The sequence below is a fragment of the Legionella cincinnatiensis genome (genome assembly GCF_900452415.1).
GTDB classification, from domain to species: domain Bacteria; phylum Pseudomonadota; class Gammaproteobacteria; order Legionellales; family Legionellaceae; genus Legionella; species Legionella cincinnatiensis.
In genome coordinates this window covers 3,007,149-3,026,228 of the sequence record NZ_UGNX01000001.1, presented here as the reverse complement: position 1 = coordinate 3,026,228, position 19,080 = coordinate 3,007,149, and the positions used below count along the sequence as shown (strand labels likewise).

The window sequence follows — 19,080 nt, the reverse complement described above, 5'->3', positions numbered from 1 at the left end:
TTCTGTAACTGGAGCCTTTACTCTCTTTCAGGATAAATCACAGAACCTTTATGAGAGTTACCCCAAATTTCTTCTTCGCTTAATGTCGTTTCAATGAACTCTACGGGAGCACCATCAATTTCCACCATTGCAACGCGAAAACCAGCGAAAGGATAATAAGGTTCGAGTAAAACAGTTCTTCCTGCAATAGCCTCATCAATACTCCTTACTTTAAATGCCACATGTGGAGTCGATTGAATAAGCGGATGCAATGGGCAGTCTTCTTCAAAACGATGCCATTGGATCCGGAAAGGATTGTTACCATCTGTTGTATACATTTTAAATGTAGAACTATATTTTTCATTTGGCATAGGCGTAGAGGTGGGTATGCCCATATGGTGATATTCGTAGTTTAATTTGTTTGTAACCATCAGTAGTGCTCCAGTTTACAGCGACTCTATCCTTGTTTTATGTTCTAATAATTTTTCTTTAGCCTGCTGTGCCTGAGTGAATTTTTCTTGTTCCTTGGCAATAATTTCTGCAGGTGCCTTATCCGTGAATTTAGGATTATTTAATTTACCTTCAGCAAGGCTGATGTCTTTGTCCAATTTCGCTAATTCTTTTGCGAGTCGAGTTAATTCAGCTTCCTTATCAATTAAATCAGCCATCGGAATGAGTAATTCAATTTCGTTCAATACTGCTGTTGCTGAGACAGGGGCTTTTTCATCCGGATTAAGGCAATGAATATGGTTTAATTTACCCAATGCTTTGAAAGTATCTTGGTACTTTTCTAAACGCTCTTTGAGTATTGGTGTAATATTACGAATATAAAGTGGAATATACTTGGCTGGTGAAATCGACATTTCACTGCGTATGGTACGTACTGCTTGAATCGCTGATTTTAACCACTCTAACTCTTCTTCAATAGTATTATCAATAAACTCTTCATTGACCTGAGGATAGGCGCTGACCATGATGCTTGCACCATTCTCACTGGTTAATTTTGTGGTTCGTTGCCAAATTTCTTCGGTAATAAATGGCATTAACGGATGCAACATTTTTAGAATTTGATCCAAGACATGAATGAGTGTCTTTCGTGTTCCTCTTTTCAAGGCGCTCAATGCATGTTCATCTTGTAATATAGGCTTAGATAATTCTAAGTACCAGTCACAATATTCATGCCAGACAAATTCATAAATAGTGTTTGATAATAAATCAAATCGATAGGTTTCAAAATAATGGTGAACTTTGCTTATGGTGCGTTGTAAGCGAGATAGAATCCATTGATCGGCAGGGCTGTACTGAAATGCTCCATCTCCGAAATCAATTTGCTCTTCATCTGTATTCAATAAGACATATCGTGCAGCATTCCATAGTTTATTACAGAAGTTTCGATATCCTTCAACACGACCTATATCAAAACGTACATTACGTCCTGTTGATGCAAGTGAGCAATATGTAAAGCGAAGTGCATCTGTCCCATAGGCACTAATGCCTTCTGGAAATTCTTTACGTGTAGCCTTAACGATTTTATCGCGAACTGATTCAAGCATTAAATTAGATGTTCGTTTTGCAATTAATGATTCAAGATCAATACCATCAACAATATCTAAAGGATCAAGTACGTTCCCTTTTGATTTGGACATTTTATGCCCTTCACTATCACGGATGAGGCCGGTAATGAATACTTCTTTAAAAGGAATCTTACCTGTAAATTTTAAGCCCATCATAATCATACGAGCTACCCAAAAAAAGATAATGTCAAAACCGGTAACTAGGACAGAAGTTGGATAGAATTGTTCCAATTCAGGGGTACGCTCAGGCCAACCTAGAGTGGAAAAAGGCCAGAGAGCCGAGGAAAACCAAGTGTCAAGGACATCTTCATCTTGTTTTAGTACCGTAGAGTCTTTAATTTTATACTTAAAGCGTACATCATTTTCACTATAGCCTACGTATACATTACCATTATTGTCATACCAGGCAGGGATTCGATGTCCCCACCATAATTGACGGCTAATGCACCAATCTTCAATATTATTCATCCATTGAAAATAAGTTTTCGTCCATGTTTCGGGTATAAAACGAATATCACCGTTTTGTACTGCAGCAATAGCTGGCTCTGCCAAAGGTTGAGTTTTAACATACCATTGATCGGTTAAAAGCGGTTCAATAATGACATTTGATTTTTCGCCGCGGGGAACTTTGAGTTTATGTGGTTCTGTTTTAAGTAATAAATCGATTGCGGTTAAATCTTTAATGATTTGTTCTCTCGCGACAAATCGATCCATGCCTTGATATTTTATGGGGGCATTTTTATTAATAGAGCCTTTTTTAGTGAATATATTGATTAAGGGTAGTTGATGACGCTTACCTACTTCATGATCATTAAAATCATGGGCTGGTGTAATTTTAACACAACCGCTTCCGAATTCTTTATCAACATATTCATCAGCAATAATGGGAATAGTTCTGTCGCAAAGAGGCAGTTGTACCTCTTGTCCAATAAGATGTTTAAATCTTGAATCTTCGGGATGTACAGCAACAGCTGTATCACCTAACATTGTTTCAGGTCTCGTGGTAGCAACAATCAGAAACTCTGTTGAATTCACGATTGGGTAACGAATATGCCAAAGAAAGCCATCTTCCTCTTCTGAAATTACCTCAAGGTCTGATACAGCAGTACCTAACTTAGGATCCCAATTTACCAAACGGGTACCTCTATAAATTAACCCTTCATCATAAAGTTGTACAAATACCTTTTGCACAGCAGCAGACAATCCTTCATCCATGGTAAATCGTTCGCGACTCCAGTCAACTGACGCACCTAAACGTCGCATTTGTTGGGTTATGGTATTGCCCGATTCGTTTTTCCATTGCCACACACGTTGGAGAAATTGATCACGAGTGAGATCTTTTCTAGAAATGCCTGATGCTTCAAGTTGTCGCTCCACCACAAGTTGAGTTGAAATACCTGCATGATCAGTTCCAGGTTGCCACAACGTTTTATCACCTAACATTCGGTGATAACGAGTTAATGCATCCATAATTGTGTGCTGAAAACCATGCCCCATATGTAAGCTACCAGTGACATTAGGAGGTGGGAGCATGATACAAAATTTTTGGCCGTCACCATGAGGTTGAAAATAATGATGATTTTCCCAATGCTTGTAGCGCGCTTTTTCAATTGCTTCTGGGGAATAGATTTTATCCATAATTAAACCTGTACTGATAAAACTAGAAATGGTATCACAAATTATTTAATAAGTTGAGCAAGGATGTGCGCAGTTGGGGCGACTATACTGGCGTTTTTCGGTGCTAAATGCAAGGGTCACACTAGGTTGGTTATGGGATAAGAAAGCAAATATTACCTCACGGAGGCATTTATGCTGTTGTCGCTAAGCTTTGGTATGCTTAGCGACGATGCGGGCGCATCTCCTCGGCCTCACTGCCATTAACTTAACGTGAGTGTCGGATAAAGAATCTTTTTAGATCCAGTCTTTGCCCTGAACCGTTCGGGCTGAGGAAGCATTTATGCTCTCTCGAAGCCTTAGCACAGAATGTGAAAATTCATACTAAGGCTTCGAGACAACGCTACGCGCTTCCTCAGCCCGAACGGTTCGGAGTAAATCCACGTTCGCTTATACGATACTCACGTTAACTTAACGTCAATTATGGATAAGAGATCGAGTTATTACTTCGACCCGTTCGGGCTGAGGAGGCGCACCAGCGCCGTCTCGAAGCCTTGGTAGGTACTTTCGAACCCGATGCCAAGGTTTCGAGAGAGCATAAATGCTTCCTCAGCTCGAACGGCTCGTGATAGAGACTCGTTATAATTATATCTTTATCCATAACTGGTTAACTTAAGGAATTTATTCTTATTCCTACGTCCCGTGCACAAGCCGCGGGACGTCGAGTGTCTCTTATAGTCAAGGGCAGTGCTTCCTCATCCTGAATAGATCTAGGTAGAAATTCACCTTATTTAATGATGTTGATTAGGCAAGTGCACATCAGGAATTCTTGCTTCATCAAATTGAGGTTCAGATGTTTTTGAACGATGGTCTTCGGCAAGATAAGTATATAAGGTAGGGACCACAAATAAGGTGAATCCAGTTCCTATGAGTAATCCTGTTGCGATAACTAGCCCAATGTCAAAGCGACTCACAGCACCAGCACCACTGGCAATTAAAAGTGGCAAAACTCCGAATACCATTGCAGCGGTGGTCATGAGAATGGGTCTTAATCTAATTCCAGCAGCTTCTTCTACGGCAGCTCGCTTATCAAGATTTTTTTCTCGTTGTAATTGATTGGCAAAGTCTACAATTAAAATTCCATGCTTTGAGATTAAGCCAATGAGGGTGATTAAACCGACTTGGGTATAAATGTTAATGCTTGCTAATCCTAAATTTAAAGGAATCAAGGCACCACAAATCGACATAGGGACACTAATTAAGACAATAAGTGGATCGCGAAAGCTTTCATATTGAGCAGAAAGTACTAAGAATATAATTATGATTGCAAAAACAAAAGCAAAGAGCAATGCATTACCTTCTTGCATAAACTGTCTTGATTCGCCACCATAATCATAAGAAAATCCTTTGGGTAATACTTGATCTGCTTCTTTTTGTAAAAATTGTAATCCTTCACCTAAGGTTTTTCCTGGCATCATTACTGCTTGAATGGTTGCCGAGTTCATTTGTTGAAAATGCGAAGCTGCATTTGGTACGGTTTTTTCTACCAAGGTTACTACAGTTGAGAGTGGAACCATAGTGCCATTAATGGTTCGTACATAAATTTGTCCTAATTCTTCTGGACTCATACGAAAGGAACGACTTAACTGGGGTATCACCTGATAACTACGTCCCTCAAGATTAAAATAATTGACATAATTACCTGATAGAGCGCTCGTTAAACTACTGCCAACCGCTTGCATGTCTAATCCCATTTCTGATGCTTTAGAGCGATTAATATTCATTACAATTTGAGGTTGGTTGAATTTAAGTGAATTATCTACATAGATAAATAAGCCACTTTTTTTGGCTTTTTCAGTAAGTTTGTTAGATACATCAAGCAAACTCTGAAAATCATTTGTTGTTTTGATAACAAATTGAACAGGTGTTCCTCCACCACCACCAGGAAGAGGAGGAGGAACAATAGCAAAAGCATTTAATCCTGCGACATTGGATAACTTATCTTGTAAGGGTTGTTTCAAAGCAAATTGGCTTTTTTGGCGTTCATTCCAGGGCTTAAGTACCATACCGGATATAGGCTGATTATTATTTACAGTAAAGTAATTTTCTGCCTCAGGAAAACTTTTATAAATTTCGTCAAAAGGTTTGGTAAATGCTTCAATATAATTAAGTGTTGCATATTGAGGGATCATTGCCATGACAAAAAAGAAGCCTTGGTCCTCATCGGGTGCTGTTTCTGCTGCAGTATGGGTATAGAGATAAGGAAGCATCAGAATCACAACCGCGGCAAAATAGAGCATAATCACACGAGTGTCGAGTAAACTATGTAATGCTTTTTGATATTTTGATTTAAGTTTATTAAAAAAATTATCAAGAAAATGGACAAACTTACCGCTCGTTATGTCTTTAGATAAAACTTTAGAGCACATCATTGGCGATAAAGTCAACGCAATGATCCCAGAAATAATTACTGCACTTGCTAAGGTAAAAGCAAATTCTTTAAATAAAGCGCCAGTCAGCCCCCCCATAAAGCCAATAGGTGCATAAACTGCAGCAAGTGTTATCGTCATCGCAATAACAGGTGTCGCAATCTCTCGTGCGCCTATCATCGCAGCGTCAAAAGGGGTTTTCCCTTCCTCTATATGACGGTGTACGTTTTCAACCACTACAATTGCATCGTCCACAACTAAACCGATCGCTAAAACAAAAGCAAGCAAAGTCAATAAATTAATACTGTATCCCAGTATAAGCATGAGGGTACACACACCTACCAATGATAAAGGAATGGTCACTATAGGAATAAAAACAGAGCGAATAGAGCCTAAGAATAAAAAGATGACCACAATAACAATTAAAGCAGCTTCAATAATAGTATGTGTTACTTCGTCCAGAGAAGCTCTGATAAACGCCGTTGCATCATAGACTATTGTTCCTGTTAAAGAAGGAGGGAATTCCTTGATCACAGAAGGCAACATCTTCCTAACAGCACTGATCACGGTTAGAGGGTTCGCTGTTGGAGTGGGTGTTATAGAAATGAATACCGCTTTTTTTCCGTTAAAGGTTACTGAGGAATCATAACTTTGCGAACCTAACTCTATTGTTCCAATATCTCGTAAGCGCACTATAGAGCCTTTATCACTTTTGACAATAAGGTTACTGAATTGGGTTGCACTATTTAGATCTGTTTTTGCCGTAATGCTGAGTGCTACATATTCTCCTTTTGTATTCCCCGCTGCGGTTAAGAAATTGTTTTTAGCAAGCACCGCCGATACATCAGAAGGTGCAACACCCAATGCAGCCATTTTTTTTGGGTCAAGAAAAATACGCATCGAGTAAGTAGAGCCTCCGAGGATGTCCGCTTTGGCTACCCCATCTACTGTTTGCAGTTGCGGTTGTACCACACGGGTTGCATAATCAGTGATTTGCTGGGGTGTCATTTGGGTACTATCCAAACTGATGTACATCAATGCCGTGGAAGCATCGGATGTTTTTAGAATAACGGGTTGCTGAGATTCTTTGGGAAGTTGGTTGATTGTTTGTTGCACTTTACTCATTACATCGGTAAAGGCAATTTGTGGATCGAAATTTAATTTAATATTTAATGTAATTGTACTTAAGCCTTGGGTGCTTGAAGAAGTCATGTAATCGATACCTTCAGCGCTGGCTACGGCCTTTTCTATAGGAGAAGTAATAAAACCCGCGATGAGATCTGCATCAGCTCCTGGATAACCAGTCATAATGGTAATCACTGTATTATCCATACGAGGATATTGGCGAATTTGCATATTGTAAATGGCATTAATACCAAAAAGAAAAATAAGCAAACTAATTACCATGGCAAGCACAGGCCGTTTGATAAAGAGATCGGTAAATTTCATAACTTTTCCTGATTAAAAAATTCTGTAACAGACGATGCGCGCATAAACTTCTGCTAGCAACACAAAAGGCATTTTTATGCCTTTTGTATCGAACACAAGTTATTTTGAGTCTATTGTCCTAACATATCTGGATTACTCACTTCATCAAGTTTGACTTCATTATTGATTGATACAGGAGTGCCATTTTGTAATTTTATTTCCCCTGCGCTCACTACTAATTGTCCTGCTTTAATCCCTTTTTTAACGACTGTATAATTACCCTGTTGTTCACCTACAGTGACAAAGACACGCTTAACGGTTAGAAGATCAGATCCATCTTTATTTTTCTTACCCTCCGCATTCTTTTCGATAATATAGACCGCGTTGCCGTATAAGCTGTAAGAAATTGCGGTAGAGGGAACTATAATTGTGTTGGGTAGAGACGGTTGGTTTATCTCAATCGAAGCAAACATTCCTGGAACAAATGTAAAACTATGGACTTTATTTTGGGCGTTAAGGTCTGAATTACAAGAAACAATCAATTTATTTCCCAAATGTTCTTTGCGAATTTTTACTAGGGATGATTTTGCAGGATCTTTAATTGCTGAAGTAGGGCAATTAGCAAGAGTCCCTTGGACGAGCACATTATGAGTGTTTTGATCCACTTTGGAGTTAATTGCTGTAACCTTTGCTTCAAAAAGAGCATGAGGAAATGCCTCTACAGAAAATGTAATGGTTTGATTTGGTTTTATCTTTTTATAAAGTTGCTCTGGAAGATAAAATTGCAAATACAGCGGATCAAGTGATTGTAAGGAAACAATCGAAGTTTGTCCTGGGCTGATAAATTGTCCTAAATTGATCTGACGTATCCCTAATTTTCCTGCAAAAGGAGCAGTAATATGTTTTTGCTTTATTTGTGCTTCAGTTTGCTCTAACTTAGCTTGAGCTTGATCGCGATTTGCTTTAGCTTCATCCACATTAGATATGGGTGATGCACCACGTTTATATAAATCACTTTGGCGTTGATAATTTAAATTTTTAATGGCGAGTTCAGCTTGATTAAACTTTAGTACTGCTTGATCAACACTGTCATCAATTGTGATCAATGGTGCATCTTTATCAACAAACTGCCCAGACTCAAAATCAATTTTAATGACATTTCCTGATGCTTGTGAGTTTACATCTACCCCATTAATAGCTACGAAATTACCCACTGCATTAATCGTTGGTTGCCAGTCTACTGCTTTTGCAACCGCTGAAGCTACAGAAACAGCCGGTGGTTGATAGTTTGCAAAAAAGCGTTTGATCAAGAATGCTTTTATCAAGTTAAACGCAATGATCCCACCGAAAACAATCAGTAAGATTATTCCCATAATGGTCATTCGCTTTTTTACTAACTTCATCAATGCTCCCCCGAATTTTTAGAAAACGGCAAATTTTCAAGTTTGCCAAATATAACACGAAAGATAAATTTTATAATTGTTTTATGTGATTCAATTTTATCGATATGAGATTTATTAAGAATATATTTCATGGTTACAAAAATATCCTATTGACTAAATTCAACACTTTGCTACTATGCGGCTTTCATCAATCAAAGGAGAAACCATGAAGTTGAAGTCCTTGTTGTTTGCTATTTGTTTTGGATTGTTTGGTCATGCTATTGCAGCAAATCAACATATGCATCCTAAAGCTAATGAAGTTAACAATAGTAAGAGTGCAGCCATTAAGCCTTCTATGGTTCCAGGTTACTGCCAAATTGAAGTGATAAACAGATCTTATGATGATGTTTATGTCTATGGTATTTTCGATGATGGCATTGGTTTACCTGGTTTTATGATTCCTCGCTTGGATTCAGCTCATTATATTGATTTATTTTATTATGGCTATTGCCACTCTGGCATGCGTGTTACAATTGAATCGATACGCTTCCCATATAACGTAGTAATTTATGATCAATATACTTCTGTAAATTCTACAATTCGAATCGTCCCTTACTTGGCTAATGGCCTTAATAAGAGCGAAAATGATAAAAATGTTAAAGTTGAAGTAACAGCAAAATAAGTAAGAATTAAGGTTACTTATTAGCAAAAAGGGAAGCTGCATTTTAATGCAACTTCCCTTTTTTGTATGAGGGAAACTGCTCATGAAACGTTTGATGATTTGTTTTTTACTACTCTCAAGTTTGATTTCTTGTAAAATGACTCAGCCTGAATATTATGATGCTGGATATTTTCATTCTGTTCCTCCTCGATCAGAAATATATGGTTTTGATGAGCATCCCCATGATTACCGAAATCCTAAGCATGGTCATCGCCCAGCTGTGAAAAAAGTAAATGTTGATTCTAAAAATCCTCAAGCACACTCTTCTTGAGTATGATTTGTTCTAATTTGTATTCACAATTCGTATACCATTAAATTTTGTGGTAGTCTAATGGGGTTTTTTCTTTAGGGGGTTGGAGATGCGTAACTCACTGAAAATGATGGTTGTGGTGCTTTTATCTATAATAATTATAGCATGCGTCGCTTCTCCAGGTAGAGAAAGCACAGGAGAATTTCTTGATAGTTCTACCACAACGACTAAGGTAAAAGCCACGTTAGTGAATCAATTAGGAACTACTGGTTTAGCAATACAAGTAAAAACCTTTAAAGATGAAGTACAACTTAGTGGTTTTGTGGCTACTGAACGATTAAAACAACGTGCAGGAGCAATTGCTGCAAATGTAGATGGTGTGAGAAGGGTACGTAATGACATCATTGTTCGATCTTAACTTTTTTCTTTAGGATGATTTATGTTTGATGACAGCTATACCATAAAAAATTTTGATGATGAACTCTTTCAAGCGATAGTTAATGAGCAACAGCGACAGGAAGAGCATATTGAGCTTATCGCCTCAGAAAATTATGTCAGCCCACGTGTTCTTCAGGCACAAGGCTCTGTATTAACCAATAAATATGCTGAAGGCTACCCAGGCAAGCGCTATTATGGTGGGTGTGAGTATGTTGATGTGGCTGAGCAATTAGCTATTGCTCGTGCCAAAAAACTTTTTGGTGCTGATTACGTAAATGTCCAACCTCATTCCGGTTCTCAAGCGAATGCGGCGGTAATGATGGCATTAATAGCTCCTGGTGATGTAGTTTTGGGAATGGCCTTACCTCACGGAGGACATTTAACGCATGGCTCCAAGGTTAACTTCTCGGGTAAATTGTATGAAGCCGTATCCTATGGTGTAGATGCTCAGACTGGTTTAATTGATTACGATGCTGTTGAGCATTTAGCTTTAGAGCATAAACCTAAATTAATTATTGCTGGATTTTCCGCTTATTCACGTGTAGTTGATTGGCAAAGATTTAGGACAATAGCAGATAAAGTAGGTGCCTATCTAATGGCAGATATGGCGCATGTTGCTGGATTAATTGCTGTTGGTCTGTATCCTTCTCCTATACCTTATGCAGATGTTGTGACAACTACGACGCATAAAACATTAAGAGGCCCAAGAGGCGGAATGATTTTATGTCGTGCTAATGAAGAAATTGAGAAAAAATTAAATTCCTCTGTATTTCCTGGCTCCCAAGGTGGACCATTAATGCATGTCATTGCAGCTAAAGCTGTTTCTTTTGCAGAAGCCTTACTCCCTGAATTTAAGGTGTATCAACAACAAATTTTATTAAATGCAAAAACAATGGCGTCTGTGTTAATGACTAGAGGCTATAAAATTGTTTCTGGTGGTACAGACAATCATTTATTATTGGTCGATTTGATTGATAAGAATATTACAGGTAAGGATGCGGATACTGCTTTAGATAAAGCAAATATTACTGTGAACAAAAATACCGTTCCTAATGATCCGCGCTCTCCGTTTGTCACCAGCGGCTTGCGTTTAGGAACTCCAGCGGTAACAACCCGAGGATTTAAAGAAAAAGAAATTATTCTTTTATCAAATTGGATAGCAGATATTCTTGATGATATTAATAATGAAGCGACTATAGCAAAAGTGAAAGAACAGGTCTTACTTTTATGTCGTGAGTTTCCGGTTTATAAATAATCATGTATTGTCCATTTTGTCATGCAGAAGAAACAAAAGTAGTTGATTCACGTTTAGTTGCGGAAGGGGCTCAAGTGCGTCGAAGAAGAGAATGCCTTGTGTGTCATGAACGTTTTACTACTTTTGAAACAGCTGAGTTAATCATGCCATTAATTGTAAAGCGTGATGGTAGACGTGAGCTTTTTAATATAGAAAACTTACGTTCGGGTATGTTACGTGCTTTGGAGAAAAGACCGGTGAGTGTTGATGCATTGGAGGCCGCAATTATTTCAATAACTCAAGAAATTCGTCGCAGAGGAGAGCGAGAAATTGATTCTCAAATTGTAGGTGAGTTAGTGATGAAGGAATTATTTAGTCTGGATCATGTAGCTTATGTACGATTTGCCTCGGTATATAAACGCTTTAAAGATGTGAGTGATTTCAGGCTAACTATTGATCAGATGAATAAAGATTAGAATAACCACTCCCTCTGTATCAAGATGTGCCAAATAAGGATGTTCACCAAGATTTTCACTTAGAGTACTAATAGTTACAATTAGTATATTGATCAATTTATATTGTTATTTAAGAAAATTTATGAGGTTAAGGTGGAAAAGCAGTCAATAAGTGGTAAAAGAAAAGCCAGAAAATTAGCACTTCAGGCCCTTTATCAATGGTTAATGTCGGGAACTGATTTGTATGAAATAGAAGCACAATTTCGAGTCATTAATAAAATGGATAAAGTAGATGTTGATTATTTTTGCCGTTTATTACATGGCATCCCTGAGCATGTTAGTTCATTAGAAGTAAGTATTACTCCATTTCTCGATCGAGAAATCTCTGTACTTAATCCAATTGAGCTTACAGTATTACGTTTAGGTTCTTTTGAGTTACTTTATTGTCCTGAAATCCCTTATAAAGTTGTACTGGATGAAGCCATCTCATTAACCAAAGAATTTGGTTCCCAAGATGGACATCGTTATGTGAATGGCGTATTAAACAATTTAGCACACCAGGTTCGCTCAATTGAAATCAGTCATAGCAATGGATGAGTTTTCACTCATTGCCCAGTTTTTTAAACCGCTTGATTTAAAAAGTGATGAAGTTTTATTAGGTATTGGGGATGATGCAGCTTGTTTGCATCTCTCTGGTGGAAAGAATTTGCTGGTCAGTACAGATACTTTAGTTTCAGGCGTACATTTTTTGCCTGAGTGGAATGCCTATGATATTGCTTGTCGATCCATCATGGTCAATGTAAGTGATATGGCGGCTATGGCTGCAAAACCATGTTGGATTACGCTTGCCTTAACTTTGCCTGAATTAAATTCACAGTGGCTAACCTCGTTTGCGCACGGATTAAAAGATTCTCTAAATCAGTTCAATATGACTTTAATTGGTGGTGATACAACTCGAGGTCCTTTATCGATTACAATTACTATTTTGGGTCTAACGCCGGAAGGGCAAGCCGTATCACGAAGTGGTGCGAAACCTAGTGACATTATTTTGGTTTCAGGAGAGCTAGGTGCCGCAGCATTAGCTATTAAATTACTTGATATGGAAATACCTCAACAAGATAAAGAGGAATTAATGCAAAAACTGTTGCATCCTAAACCTCGGATTGATTTAATTCGTTTTTTACAAATGTATGCAACTGCAGCTATAGATATTTCTGATGGACTTGGTGCAGATTTAAATCATATTTGTGTTGCCAGTGATGTAGGGGCTTGCTTAAATGAAGATGCTATTCCAACACATCCTTTACTTAAGAAATATTTGCACAGTAAAGCAGTTGACTTAGCCTTAACAGGCGGCGATGATTATGAGCTATGTTTTACGGTGCCAGAAAATAAATTTCCTTCATTGCTGAATGAATTTAAGAAAGCGAATTTACCTTGCTATCCTATAGGTGTGATAGAGTCTGTGCCTGGGGTAAGGATAAAAAATGCTAATAATCAGTGCAATGTATTAAAACCAGTAGGTTACACACATTTTTAAATTTTTTTCGTTAGGTAGAGTGTTTTTAATTATCTACATTGACGATAAATGAGGTTGAGAAAAAATGATGAAACAAATTAATTTAGCGAGAAGTGTATTTCAAAACCCCATTTACTTTATTGCTTTTGGATTTGGCACCGGCTTAATGCCTAAGGCTCCTGGCACTTGGGGAACATTAGCTGCTATACCTCTTTATTTGTTACTTATAGGGACTTCTTGGACGACTTATCTTTTTTTTACATTAATCGCATTTATTTTAGGTGTTTGGGTTTGTGAGAAAGTTTCGCAAGAATTAGGAATACACGATTATAAAGGAATTGTTTGGGATGAGGTTGTTGGTTATTTATTGACTATGTTTATGGTTCCCAAAGGATTGTCATGGATGATCTGTGGTTTTGTTTTGTTCCGAGTTTTCGATATATGGAAACCACAACCTATAGAATATATAGATCAAAAAGTACATGGTGGGTTAGGAATTATGCTTGATGATGTATTAGCAGCGATTCCTGCTTGGATAATTATGCAAATTTTAGCATGGGGTTTTGCTTGATGAATGAGAATCACAAAGAGCTCATTAGTATGGGCTTAACTATAGGAATTATAGTTCTTAGCTTATTTATTATTCATCGCTTTATTCCATCTATGATATGGGCCTCTATTATTGTTATTGCTACTTATCCTTTATACGAAAGATGGCGTCGATTTTTTGGAAGTAAGGATGATTTATCGGCTTTACTTTTCACAACGTTAATTGGATTGCTGTTTCTACTTCCTCTCAGTTGGTTGGTGGGGCTTCTCATCAAGGAGTTACAAATATTCATCAATTTTTTACAAAGTTTAAATGAAAAAGGAGGCGGAGCGCCTGAATTTCTGCAACATTTTCCGTGGATAGGAAATGACTTGATAGTTTACTGGGATAATAATATTGGCAAGCCCGGAATGATTAAAGGATTGTTATCCAATATTCATTTATCTTTAACACCAACCAGTTACTATGTGAAACAAATTGGTTCTAATTTAGCCCATCGAAGTGTTCAAGTGGGTTTTACTTTATTAAGTTTATTTTTCTTTTATCGCGACGGAGATCAATTAATCACCCAAATTTATCTGGTAGGTGAAAACTGTTTGGGTAAAAGATGGTTTCGCTATGCAGATAGACTTCCTAGAGCTTTGAGAGCAACAGTGAATGGAACAATAGTTGTAGGGCTTGGAGTGGGTTTTTTAATGGGAGTTTGTTATGGTTTAGTTGGTTTTCCAGCACCTACTTTGGTTGGATTTATTACTGCACTTGCAGCAATGATTCCCTTTGTCGTGCCTATAGTTTTTATTACGGTGGCCATGATTTTATTTGCATTTGGTAGTATGTTTGGGGCAATCGTTGTTCTTGTTTGGGGAACCTTCGTTATGTTTGTTGCCGATCATTTTATTAAACCCGCACTAATTGGTGGTGCGATTGAATTACCCTTTTTAGCTGTTTTATTTGGTATATTAGGGGGGGTTGAAACTTTAGGTTTGCTGGGTTTGTTTGTAGGACCATTAGTTATGGTTTTATTTGTTACTTTATGGCAAGAGCCACAAGTTCGTGCAAATTGTAATCAATTAAATGAGCAGCATATGAAGGCGCTATGAATAACCGGAGCTTCACTATCCCTCGTAGTCATCACCACTTACAGCATAACTTTTAGTGGGCCCCCCACTTGAGCGGAGGGTGATATTTTTTCGAAAGTTTAGTAGTGAAATCAGGGCCTACTCTAAAGGAGAAGGATTTTTAACTAACCTCTAAAGCAAGAGTAAACTTTGAACAAAAATAACTATTTGTAATCGCATTGATCAAAGCGATAAACGATACCCACATCACCCATTTGAGATTGAAATGTTTTTCCAAATGTATTCGAAGAACTCGTTGCTAAATAACGATATGAAGCATTTAAGGCGAAATTTTCTGCAAAGTTATAAGTCAATCCAGCAGTGCCTTGATAGGCAAAAACACCATTATTTTGTTTAAAAAAGATGGCATCAAATGGACCACTGCTTTCTAAAGAGTTTTGAATATAGGCATAGCCGATACCGACACCAAGAAAAGGGGAAATTGTAGGTAGAATAACATCTGCGAAATCATAGTAAATATTTGCCATACCAATGTTTGCATGAGTGTTACCTGAAACACCAGTTTGAGGAATAAGAAAAACATCAAATTTTTTGGTATTTGCTTGGAGATATGTGTATTCAATTTCGTAGCGGATGGGATTACTTTGATACCCTAACCGACCACCCACGTTAAAACCATTTCGATAAGCCGTGTCTGAAAAGAAAAACCCAGAATCAAATCGAGAAGTATATCCAGGTATATATGCATAACCACCAAAGACGCTGGAATACCAACCATTGACTGGAGTTGCGGCCGAAGCAAGGCCACTAGCTAATAATGCGGTAGAAAATAATGCTAATTTCATAACATCCCTTCGTTATTATTTTTTTGTCGAATCATGTTAACGCGTTACTTTAAATTTGCAATATCAGAAGCATATATTTTTTTAAAGAGTGATGGATTTGTTGTGGCAAGATCTAAAACCATGTCTATACTTCAATGTGTTCTTTTTAAATCTTAAAGATTCTTAATAGACAATTAGATGTAGAGTATCTGTTCCAACCTTAATCAAAGCCTTATCTTTGAAAGATAAAAATCTAGGCAAAAAGCTCATGGAAGATAGTAATTGAGAGAAAAAGATAATTATTAAAGCCTAAAAATGCATAATGAAGAAAAATTGATGGTTCTAGATTTATGCGAACAATTTAGCATAATAATTTTCTACTTGTATAAAATAAACATTAATGTAATGATGATTTTGCATCATGAAAAGGGAGTTTCAAAAAATGCCAAAAAAAAAACCATTCGAGATATCTAAAGAATTTGTTGATCAAGTGCTGGCTATAATTGCAAACGAATCAGAGGAAGGACGTAAAAAAATTGTTGCTATCGCAAAAAGAGCGGAAGAAAAATATGAGCGTCCTATAAAATCCTGGCTAACAGGATGGTTTTATCAATATACCCGCACTCGTGGTGAGAAGGTAGATCAATCTATCAATGTGATGCAGAACTTTCCAGACGCTTATACTCGGTTGCAAGAATTTAAACTGATAATCAGTGATGGTGAGTGGAATATAGGTTCATATAATTACCTGCTTTTTTTAGAGTTAATTGATGCTGTTCCTGACTACGCTTCTCTAGACGAGCCATTTGTCCATTCATTCATTCTTGAACTTAAAGATTCAGTCATTAAACAAATTGATAGCTTTATGTTTCAATATAAATCTACATTAGAAACAATTAAGGCTCGAGAGATTGAACGAGAAACAATACGTCAAAATGAGAACCAGTCACTTGAGAATATATTAATTTGCAATGAATTAACTATTGCAAAAGAAACACTCTGCAAACAGCAAGATAAAACAGTTTTTTCTTTGAGTTTTAAAAATGATTTATGGCATTTGTCTTGGGTTGATGAAAATGGGGAAACTTACCCACTTTCTCCAAGCAATGAGCTAATTCTGAAGCTTGCTACATTGGAGGAACCTGATATTGAAAAACTAAGCTCAGTTCGTTTAAAACAAATCAAAAAAGAATGCCTTAAAGCTCGAGATCACTATCTTTCTAAAATTCAAGTGATGATTAATCCAGAAGATAAAAACTCACATACTTCGTTGACCAATGAAAGTTTGATAACCAACGGGATTACATCAACTTTTGTGTTGCGCCATGCAGAAAAGGAAACTAGCCTTTGGTGGATTAATAGCATAGGGGTTTCAAATAAAATTACTTTGAGTGATTATCCTAAATTGGATTCTTGGTTGGCTACTCATACAGCGCCATTGAATGAAGCAGATAGGTTACAATTAAAAGCTAATTTGCTGCATATCAAAACGACACAACCTTTTTCTACCTCTAAACTAGAAAGTATGAATGAAATGTTGGAGAAAGTGCTAAAAAAACAAGCTCCAAAAGATGAGCTTACCAAGGACGATCATATTGGCAAGCTGGATTTGGAATTATTTAATCAAGTAAAACATCATCTGGAAGATAGAGTAAAAAAAATAGCGGAGAGAGCCCCCTTTGTTTCTGAGCCTCTTAAGGAGTCAACCGATATTGAGAGTCCTCCTAAAAAATTGGAACCAGAACGATATGCGGTGCTTTCCCAGTTACCAACTTTTTGGCAAAAACAACGAGAAATGACAGCGGAAGAGGTACCTCAATCCCTTAATAACTCATTGAAATAAACATCAAAGTTTTGGGACTCAGAAAAGCTTCTAAAATTGGAAACATATTTGCGTGCGATAGCACGCTTATTAGTGTGAATGAGTACGGGTCCTCTAATATTTATCTATTGATTTTCAAATCCATTAGTTATTGGATAACGCCAATCTTTGCCAAAAGCTCTTGGGCTTATTTTAATTCCAGGTGGAGATTGACGGCGTTTGTATTCATTATGTTTGATCAGTTGAATTACTTTTGTCACTGTTTTAGGCGCAAATCCTTGTTGAATGATTTCTTCGGGACTTAAATTTTGTTCCACGTATCCAACGATGATTGCATCGAGCACCGCATATTCAGGTAAACTGTCTTGATCGGTTTGATCGGGTCTTAATTCCGCAGAAGGTGCCCGAGTTAAGACACGTTCGGGAATGATCTTAGAAAGACTATTGCGATAGCGTGCTAAGGCATAAACTTGGGTTTTAAGTACATCTTTTAGTACTGCAAAGCCACCAGCCATATCCCCATATAAAGTAGCATAGCCGACTGCAGATTCACTTTTATTAGAAGTAGTGAGCACCATTTTACCTGTTTTATTGGAAAGGGCCATGATTAATAATCCGCGAATTCTTGCTTGTATATTTTCTTCTGTAGTATCAGGAGTTAATCCTCTAAATAGAGGTTCAAGCGTAGTTATTAAGGCTTCAAATGCTGATTCAATCGAAAGTATCGCATGAGATACGTTTAAATGTTTAATTTGTGTTAGAGCATCTTCATTACTCATTTGTGCTGTATAGCGCGAAGGCATGAGTACGGCATGAACTCGATCTGCACCTAAGGCATCTACGGCAACAGCTAATGTTAAAGCAGAGTCAATCCCCCCAGATAGTCCAACTAAAACGCCTGGGAAATTATTTTTATTAACATAGTCGCGAGTACCACAAACTAAGGCTTCATAGAGTAATGCTTCATTTTCAAGCAAGGGCGACACAAGCCCTTTGATTTGATTTCCTTGTATTTCAACCGTAGATAAATTTTCTGTAAATGCTGCTGCGCGCGCACTAATTCTTCCTTGGGAGTCTATAGCTATTGATTGCCCATCGAAAAGAAGTTCGTCTTGGCCACCAACTTGATTTACATATACAATTGCTATGCCTCGTTTGGCATAAGATTTTAATAGGGCTTCCCTTTTTGGATATTTACTGTAATCAAATGGTGATGCGTTTAAAATGAGGAGAACTGAAATACCATGTTCAATTAAATCTTCTGCTGGACCTGGTTGCCATAAATCTTCGCATATAATAATTCCTACTTTATAATGGTTGATTTCTAAGATGCATGGATTCTTTTTACCCGGAGTAAAATAACGAGCTTCATCAAAGATTGCATAGTTCGGTAAATTTTGTTTATGGTACTCAGCAACTTTTTGCGCTTGATAAAAGAGGCTTACGCTATTATATCGGTGTTGTTTCTCTTGAGATGGATGCCCTATCAGGACATAACAATCTTCGGTTACAGACTGAATTAACTGTAAGTTTTCATTGACTTTTTGTTGAAATTCTTTACGAAACAGTAAATCTTCTGGAGGGTAACCTGTTAATGCGAGTTCAGGAAAGACTATGACATCATGATTAAGTTGTTGGCTTTTGATAATCTCAATGATTTGATTTCTATTGGATGTTAATGCCCCTACAGTAGGATTAATTTGTGCCATTAAAACTGTAAGCTTATTTTGCATGATATATACTCTAAGAGAATCAAAGTGCGATAAATTAATACAAAGTATT

General features: G+C 37.3%; 16 protein-coding genes. 10 read left to right on the top strand and 6 right to left on the bottom strand.

Annotation, left to right across the window (positions count from 1 at the left end; all coding sequences use genetic code 11):
* Nucleotides 1-17: 17 nt before the first annotated feature.
* The 4 genes from DYH34_RS13500 to DYH34_RS13485 form a co-directional block, all read right to left on the bottom strand.
* On the bottom strand, nucleotides 18-410 hold the full coding sequence (locus DYH34_RS13500; protein ID WP_058464540.1) for a hypothetical protein: 393 nt from the start codon (nucleotides 408-410) through the stop codon (nucleotides 18-20).
* A gap of 15 nt (nucleotides 411-425) precedes the next feature.
* Complete coding sequence (locus tag DYH34_RS13495; RefSeq protein WP_058464541.1) at nucleotides 426-3,191, bottom strand: valine--tRNA ligase; 2,766 nt, start codon at nucleotides 3,189-3,191, stop codon at nucleotides 426-428.
* Between the two features lie 767 nt (nucleotides 3,192-3,958).
* Nucleotides 3,959-7,045 (bottom strand): efflux RND transporter permease subunit, encoded by a 3,087-nt coding sequence (locus DYH34_RS13490; RefSeq protein WP_058464542.1) that lies wholly within the window; start codon nucleotides 7,043-7,045, stop codon nucleotides 3,959-3,961.
* Between the two features lie 110 nt (nucleotides 7,046-7,155).
* Entirely contained in the window at nucleotides 7,156-8,427 is a 1,272-nt protein-coding gene (locus DYH34_RS13485) for an efflux RND transporter periplasmic adaptor subunit (RefSeq protein ID WP_058464543.1), read from the bottom strand.
* A 205-nt stretch (nucleotides 8,428-8,632) separates the two neighbouring features.
* Between DYH34_RS13485 and DYH34_RS13480 the strand changes: the two genes are divergently transcribed.
* From DYH34_RS13480 to DYH34_RS13440, 9 genes are all read left to right on the top strand, one after another.
* Complete coding sequence (locus DYH34_RS13480) at nucleotides 8,633-9,088, top strand: hypothetical protein (protein ID WP_058464544.1); 456 nt, start codon at nucleotides 8,633-8,635, stop codon at nucleotides 9,086-9,088.
* 82 nt (nucleotides 9,089-9,170) lie between these two features.
* Nucleotides 9,171-9,398 carry a hypothetical protein gene (locus DYH34_RS13475; protein ID WP_058464545.1) on the top strand — a complete coding sequence of 76 codons (228 nt, stop codon included), beginning with the start codon at nucleotides 9,171-9,173 and terminating at the stop codon, nucleotides 9,396-9,398.
* A gap of 88 nt (nucleotides 9,399-9,486) precedes the next feature.
* Nucleotides 9,487-9,795 carry a BON domain-containing protein gene (locus DYH34_RS13470; RefSeq protein WP_058464546.1) on the top strand — a complete coding sequence of 103 codons (309 nt, stop codon included), beginning with the start codon at nucleotides 9,487-9,489 and terminating at the stop codon, nucleotides 9,793-9,795.
* Between the two features lie 21 nt (nucleotides 9,796-9,816).
* Nucleotides 9,817-11,070 (top strand): serine hydroxymethyltransferase, encoded by a 1,254-nt coding sequence (gene glyA, locus DYH34_RS13465; protein WP_058464547.1) that lies wholly within the window; start codon nucleotides 9,817-9,819, stop codon nucleotides 11,068-11,070.
* Between the two features lie 2 nt (nucleotides 11,071-11,072).
* Nucleotides 11,073-11,525 (top strand): transcriptional regulator NrdR, encoded by a 453-nt coding sequence (gene nrdR / locus DYH34_RS13460; RefSeq protein WP_058464548.1) that lies wholly within the window; start codon nucleotides 11,073-11,075, stop codon nucleotides 11,523-11,525.
* Nucleotides 11,526-11,657: 132 nt separating this feature from the next.
* The gene (gene nusB / locus DYH34_RS13455; protein WP_058464549.1) at nucleotides 11,658-12,101 is read left to right on the top strand and encodes a transcription antitermination factor NusB; all 444 of its coding nucleotides are present in this window, start codon (nucleotides 11,658-11,660) and stop codon (nucleotides 12,099-12,101) included.
* Nucleotides 12,094-13,044, top strand: a complete 951-nt coding sequence (gene thiL, locus DYH34_RS13450; protein WP_058464550.1) for a thiamine-phosphate kinase — start codon at nucleotides 12,094-12,096, stop codon at nucleotides 13,042-13,044. Before nusB ends, thiL begins: the two co-directional genes overlap by 8 nt.
* Nucleotides 13,045-13,111: 67 nt before the next feature.
* Nucleotides 13,112-13,594, top strand: a complete 483-nt coding sequence (locus tag DYH34_RS13445; RefSeq protein ID WP_058464658.1) for a phosphatidylglycerophosphatase A family protein — start codon at nucleotides 13,112-13,114, stop codon at nucleotides 13,592-13,594.
* Nucleotides 13,594-14,673 carry an AI-2E family transporter gene (locus DYH34_RS13440; protein ID WP_058464551.1) on the top strand — a complete coding sequence of 360 codons (1,080 nt, stop codon included), beginning with the start codon at nucleotides 13,594-13,596 and terminating at the stop codon, nucleotides 14,671-14,673. Before DYH34_RS13445 ends, DYH34_RS13440 begins: the two co-directional genes overlap by 1 nt.
* A 182-nt stretch (nucleotides 14,674-14,855) precedes the next feature.
* Here the strand turns inward: DYH34_RS13440 and DYH34_RS13435 are convergent, their stop codons facing one another.
* On the bottom strand, nucleotides 14,856-15,497 hold the full coding sequence (locus tag DYH34_RS13435) for an outer membrane protein (protein WP_058464552.1): 642 nt from the start codon (nucleotides 15,495-15,497) through the stop codon (nucleotides 14,856-14,858).
* Nucleotides 15,498-15,918: 421 nt separating this feature from the next.
* Between DYH34_RS13435 and DYH34_RS13430 the strand changes: the two genes are divergently transcribed.
* Nucleotides 15,919-17,319, top strand: a complete 1,401-nt coding sequence (locus DYH34_RS13430) for a hypothetical protein (RefSeq protein ID WP_058464659.1) — start codon at nucleotides 15,919-15,921, stop codon at nucleotides 17,317-17,319.
* Nucleotides 17,320-17,423: 104 nt separating this feature from the next.
* Here DYH34_RS13430 and DYH34_RS13425 read toward each other — a convergent pair whose 3' ends face one another.
* Nucleotides 17,424-19,031, bottom strand: a complete 1,608-nt coding sequence (locus DYH34_RS13425) for an NAD+ synthase (RefSeq protein WP_058464553.1) — start codon at nucleotides 19,029-19,031, stop codon at nucleotides 17,424-17,426.
* Between the last annotated feature and the right edge of the window lie 49 nt (nucleotides 19,032-19,080).

Coding starts and splice junctions, on each gene's coding strand:
- DYH34_RS13490 (WP_058464542.1), bottom strand. CDS start 7,045: ATGAAATTTACCGATCTCTTTATCAAACGGCCTGTGCTTGCCATGGTA.
- DYH34_RS13500 (WP_058464540.1), bottom strand. CDS start 410: ATGGTTACAAACAAATTAAACTACGAATATCACCATATGGGCATACCC.
- DYH34_RS13430 (WP_058464659.1), top strand. CDS start 15,919: ATGCCAAAAAAAAAACCATTCGAGATATCTAAAGAATTTGTTGATCAA.
- thiL (WP_058464550.1), top strand. CDS start 12,094: ATGGATGAGTTTTCACTCATTGCCCAGTTTTTTAAACCGCTTGATTTA.
- DYH34_RS13470 (WP_058464546.1), top strand. CDS start 9,487: ATGCGTAACTCACTGAAAATGATGGTTGTGGTGCTTTTATCTATAATA.
- DYH34_RS13435 (WP_058464552.1), bottom strand. CDS start 15,497: ATGAAATTAGCATTATTTTCTACCGCATTATTAGCTAGTGGCCTTGCT.
- DYH34_RS13485 (WP_058464543.1), bottom strand. CDS start 8,427: ATGAAGTTAGTAAAAAAGCGAATGACCATTATGGGAATAATCTTACTG.
- DYH34_RS13495 (WP_058464541.1), bottom strand. CDS start 3,191: ATGGATAAAATCTATTCCCCAGAAGCAATTGAAAAAGCGCGCTACAAG.
- DYH34_RS13480 (WP_058464544.1), top strand. CDS start 8,633: ATGAAGTTGAAGTCCTTGTTGTTTGCTATTTGTTTTGGATTGTTTGGT.
- DYH34_RS13475 (WP_058464545.1), top strand. CDS start 9,171: ATGAAACGTTTGATGATTTGTTTTTTACTACTCTCAAGTTTGATTTCT.
- DYH34_RS13440 (WP_058464551.1), top strand. CDS start 13,594: ATGAATGAGAATCACAAAGAGCTCATTAGTATGGGCTTAACTATAGGA.
- DYH34_RS13445 (WP_058464658.1), top strand. CDS start 13,112: ATGAAACAAATTAATTTAGCGAGAAGTGTATTTCAAAACCCCATTTAC.
- DYH34_RS13425 (WP_058464553.1), bottom strand. CDS start 19,031: ATGCAAAATAAGCTTACAGTTTTAATGGCACAAATTAATCCTACTGTA.
- nrdR (WP_058464548.1), top strand. CDS start 11,073: ATGTATTGTCCATTTTGTCATGCAGAAGAAACAAAAGTAGTTGATTCA.
- glyA (WP_058464547.1), top strand. CDS start 9,817: ATGTTTGATGACAGCTATACCATAAAAAATTTTGATGATGAACTCTTT.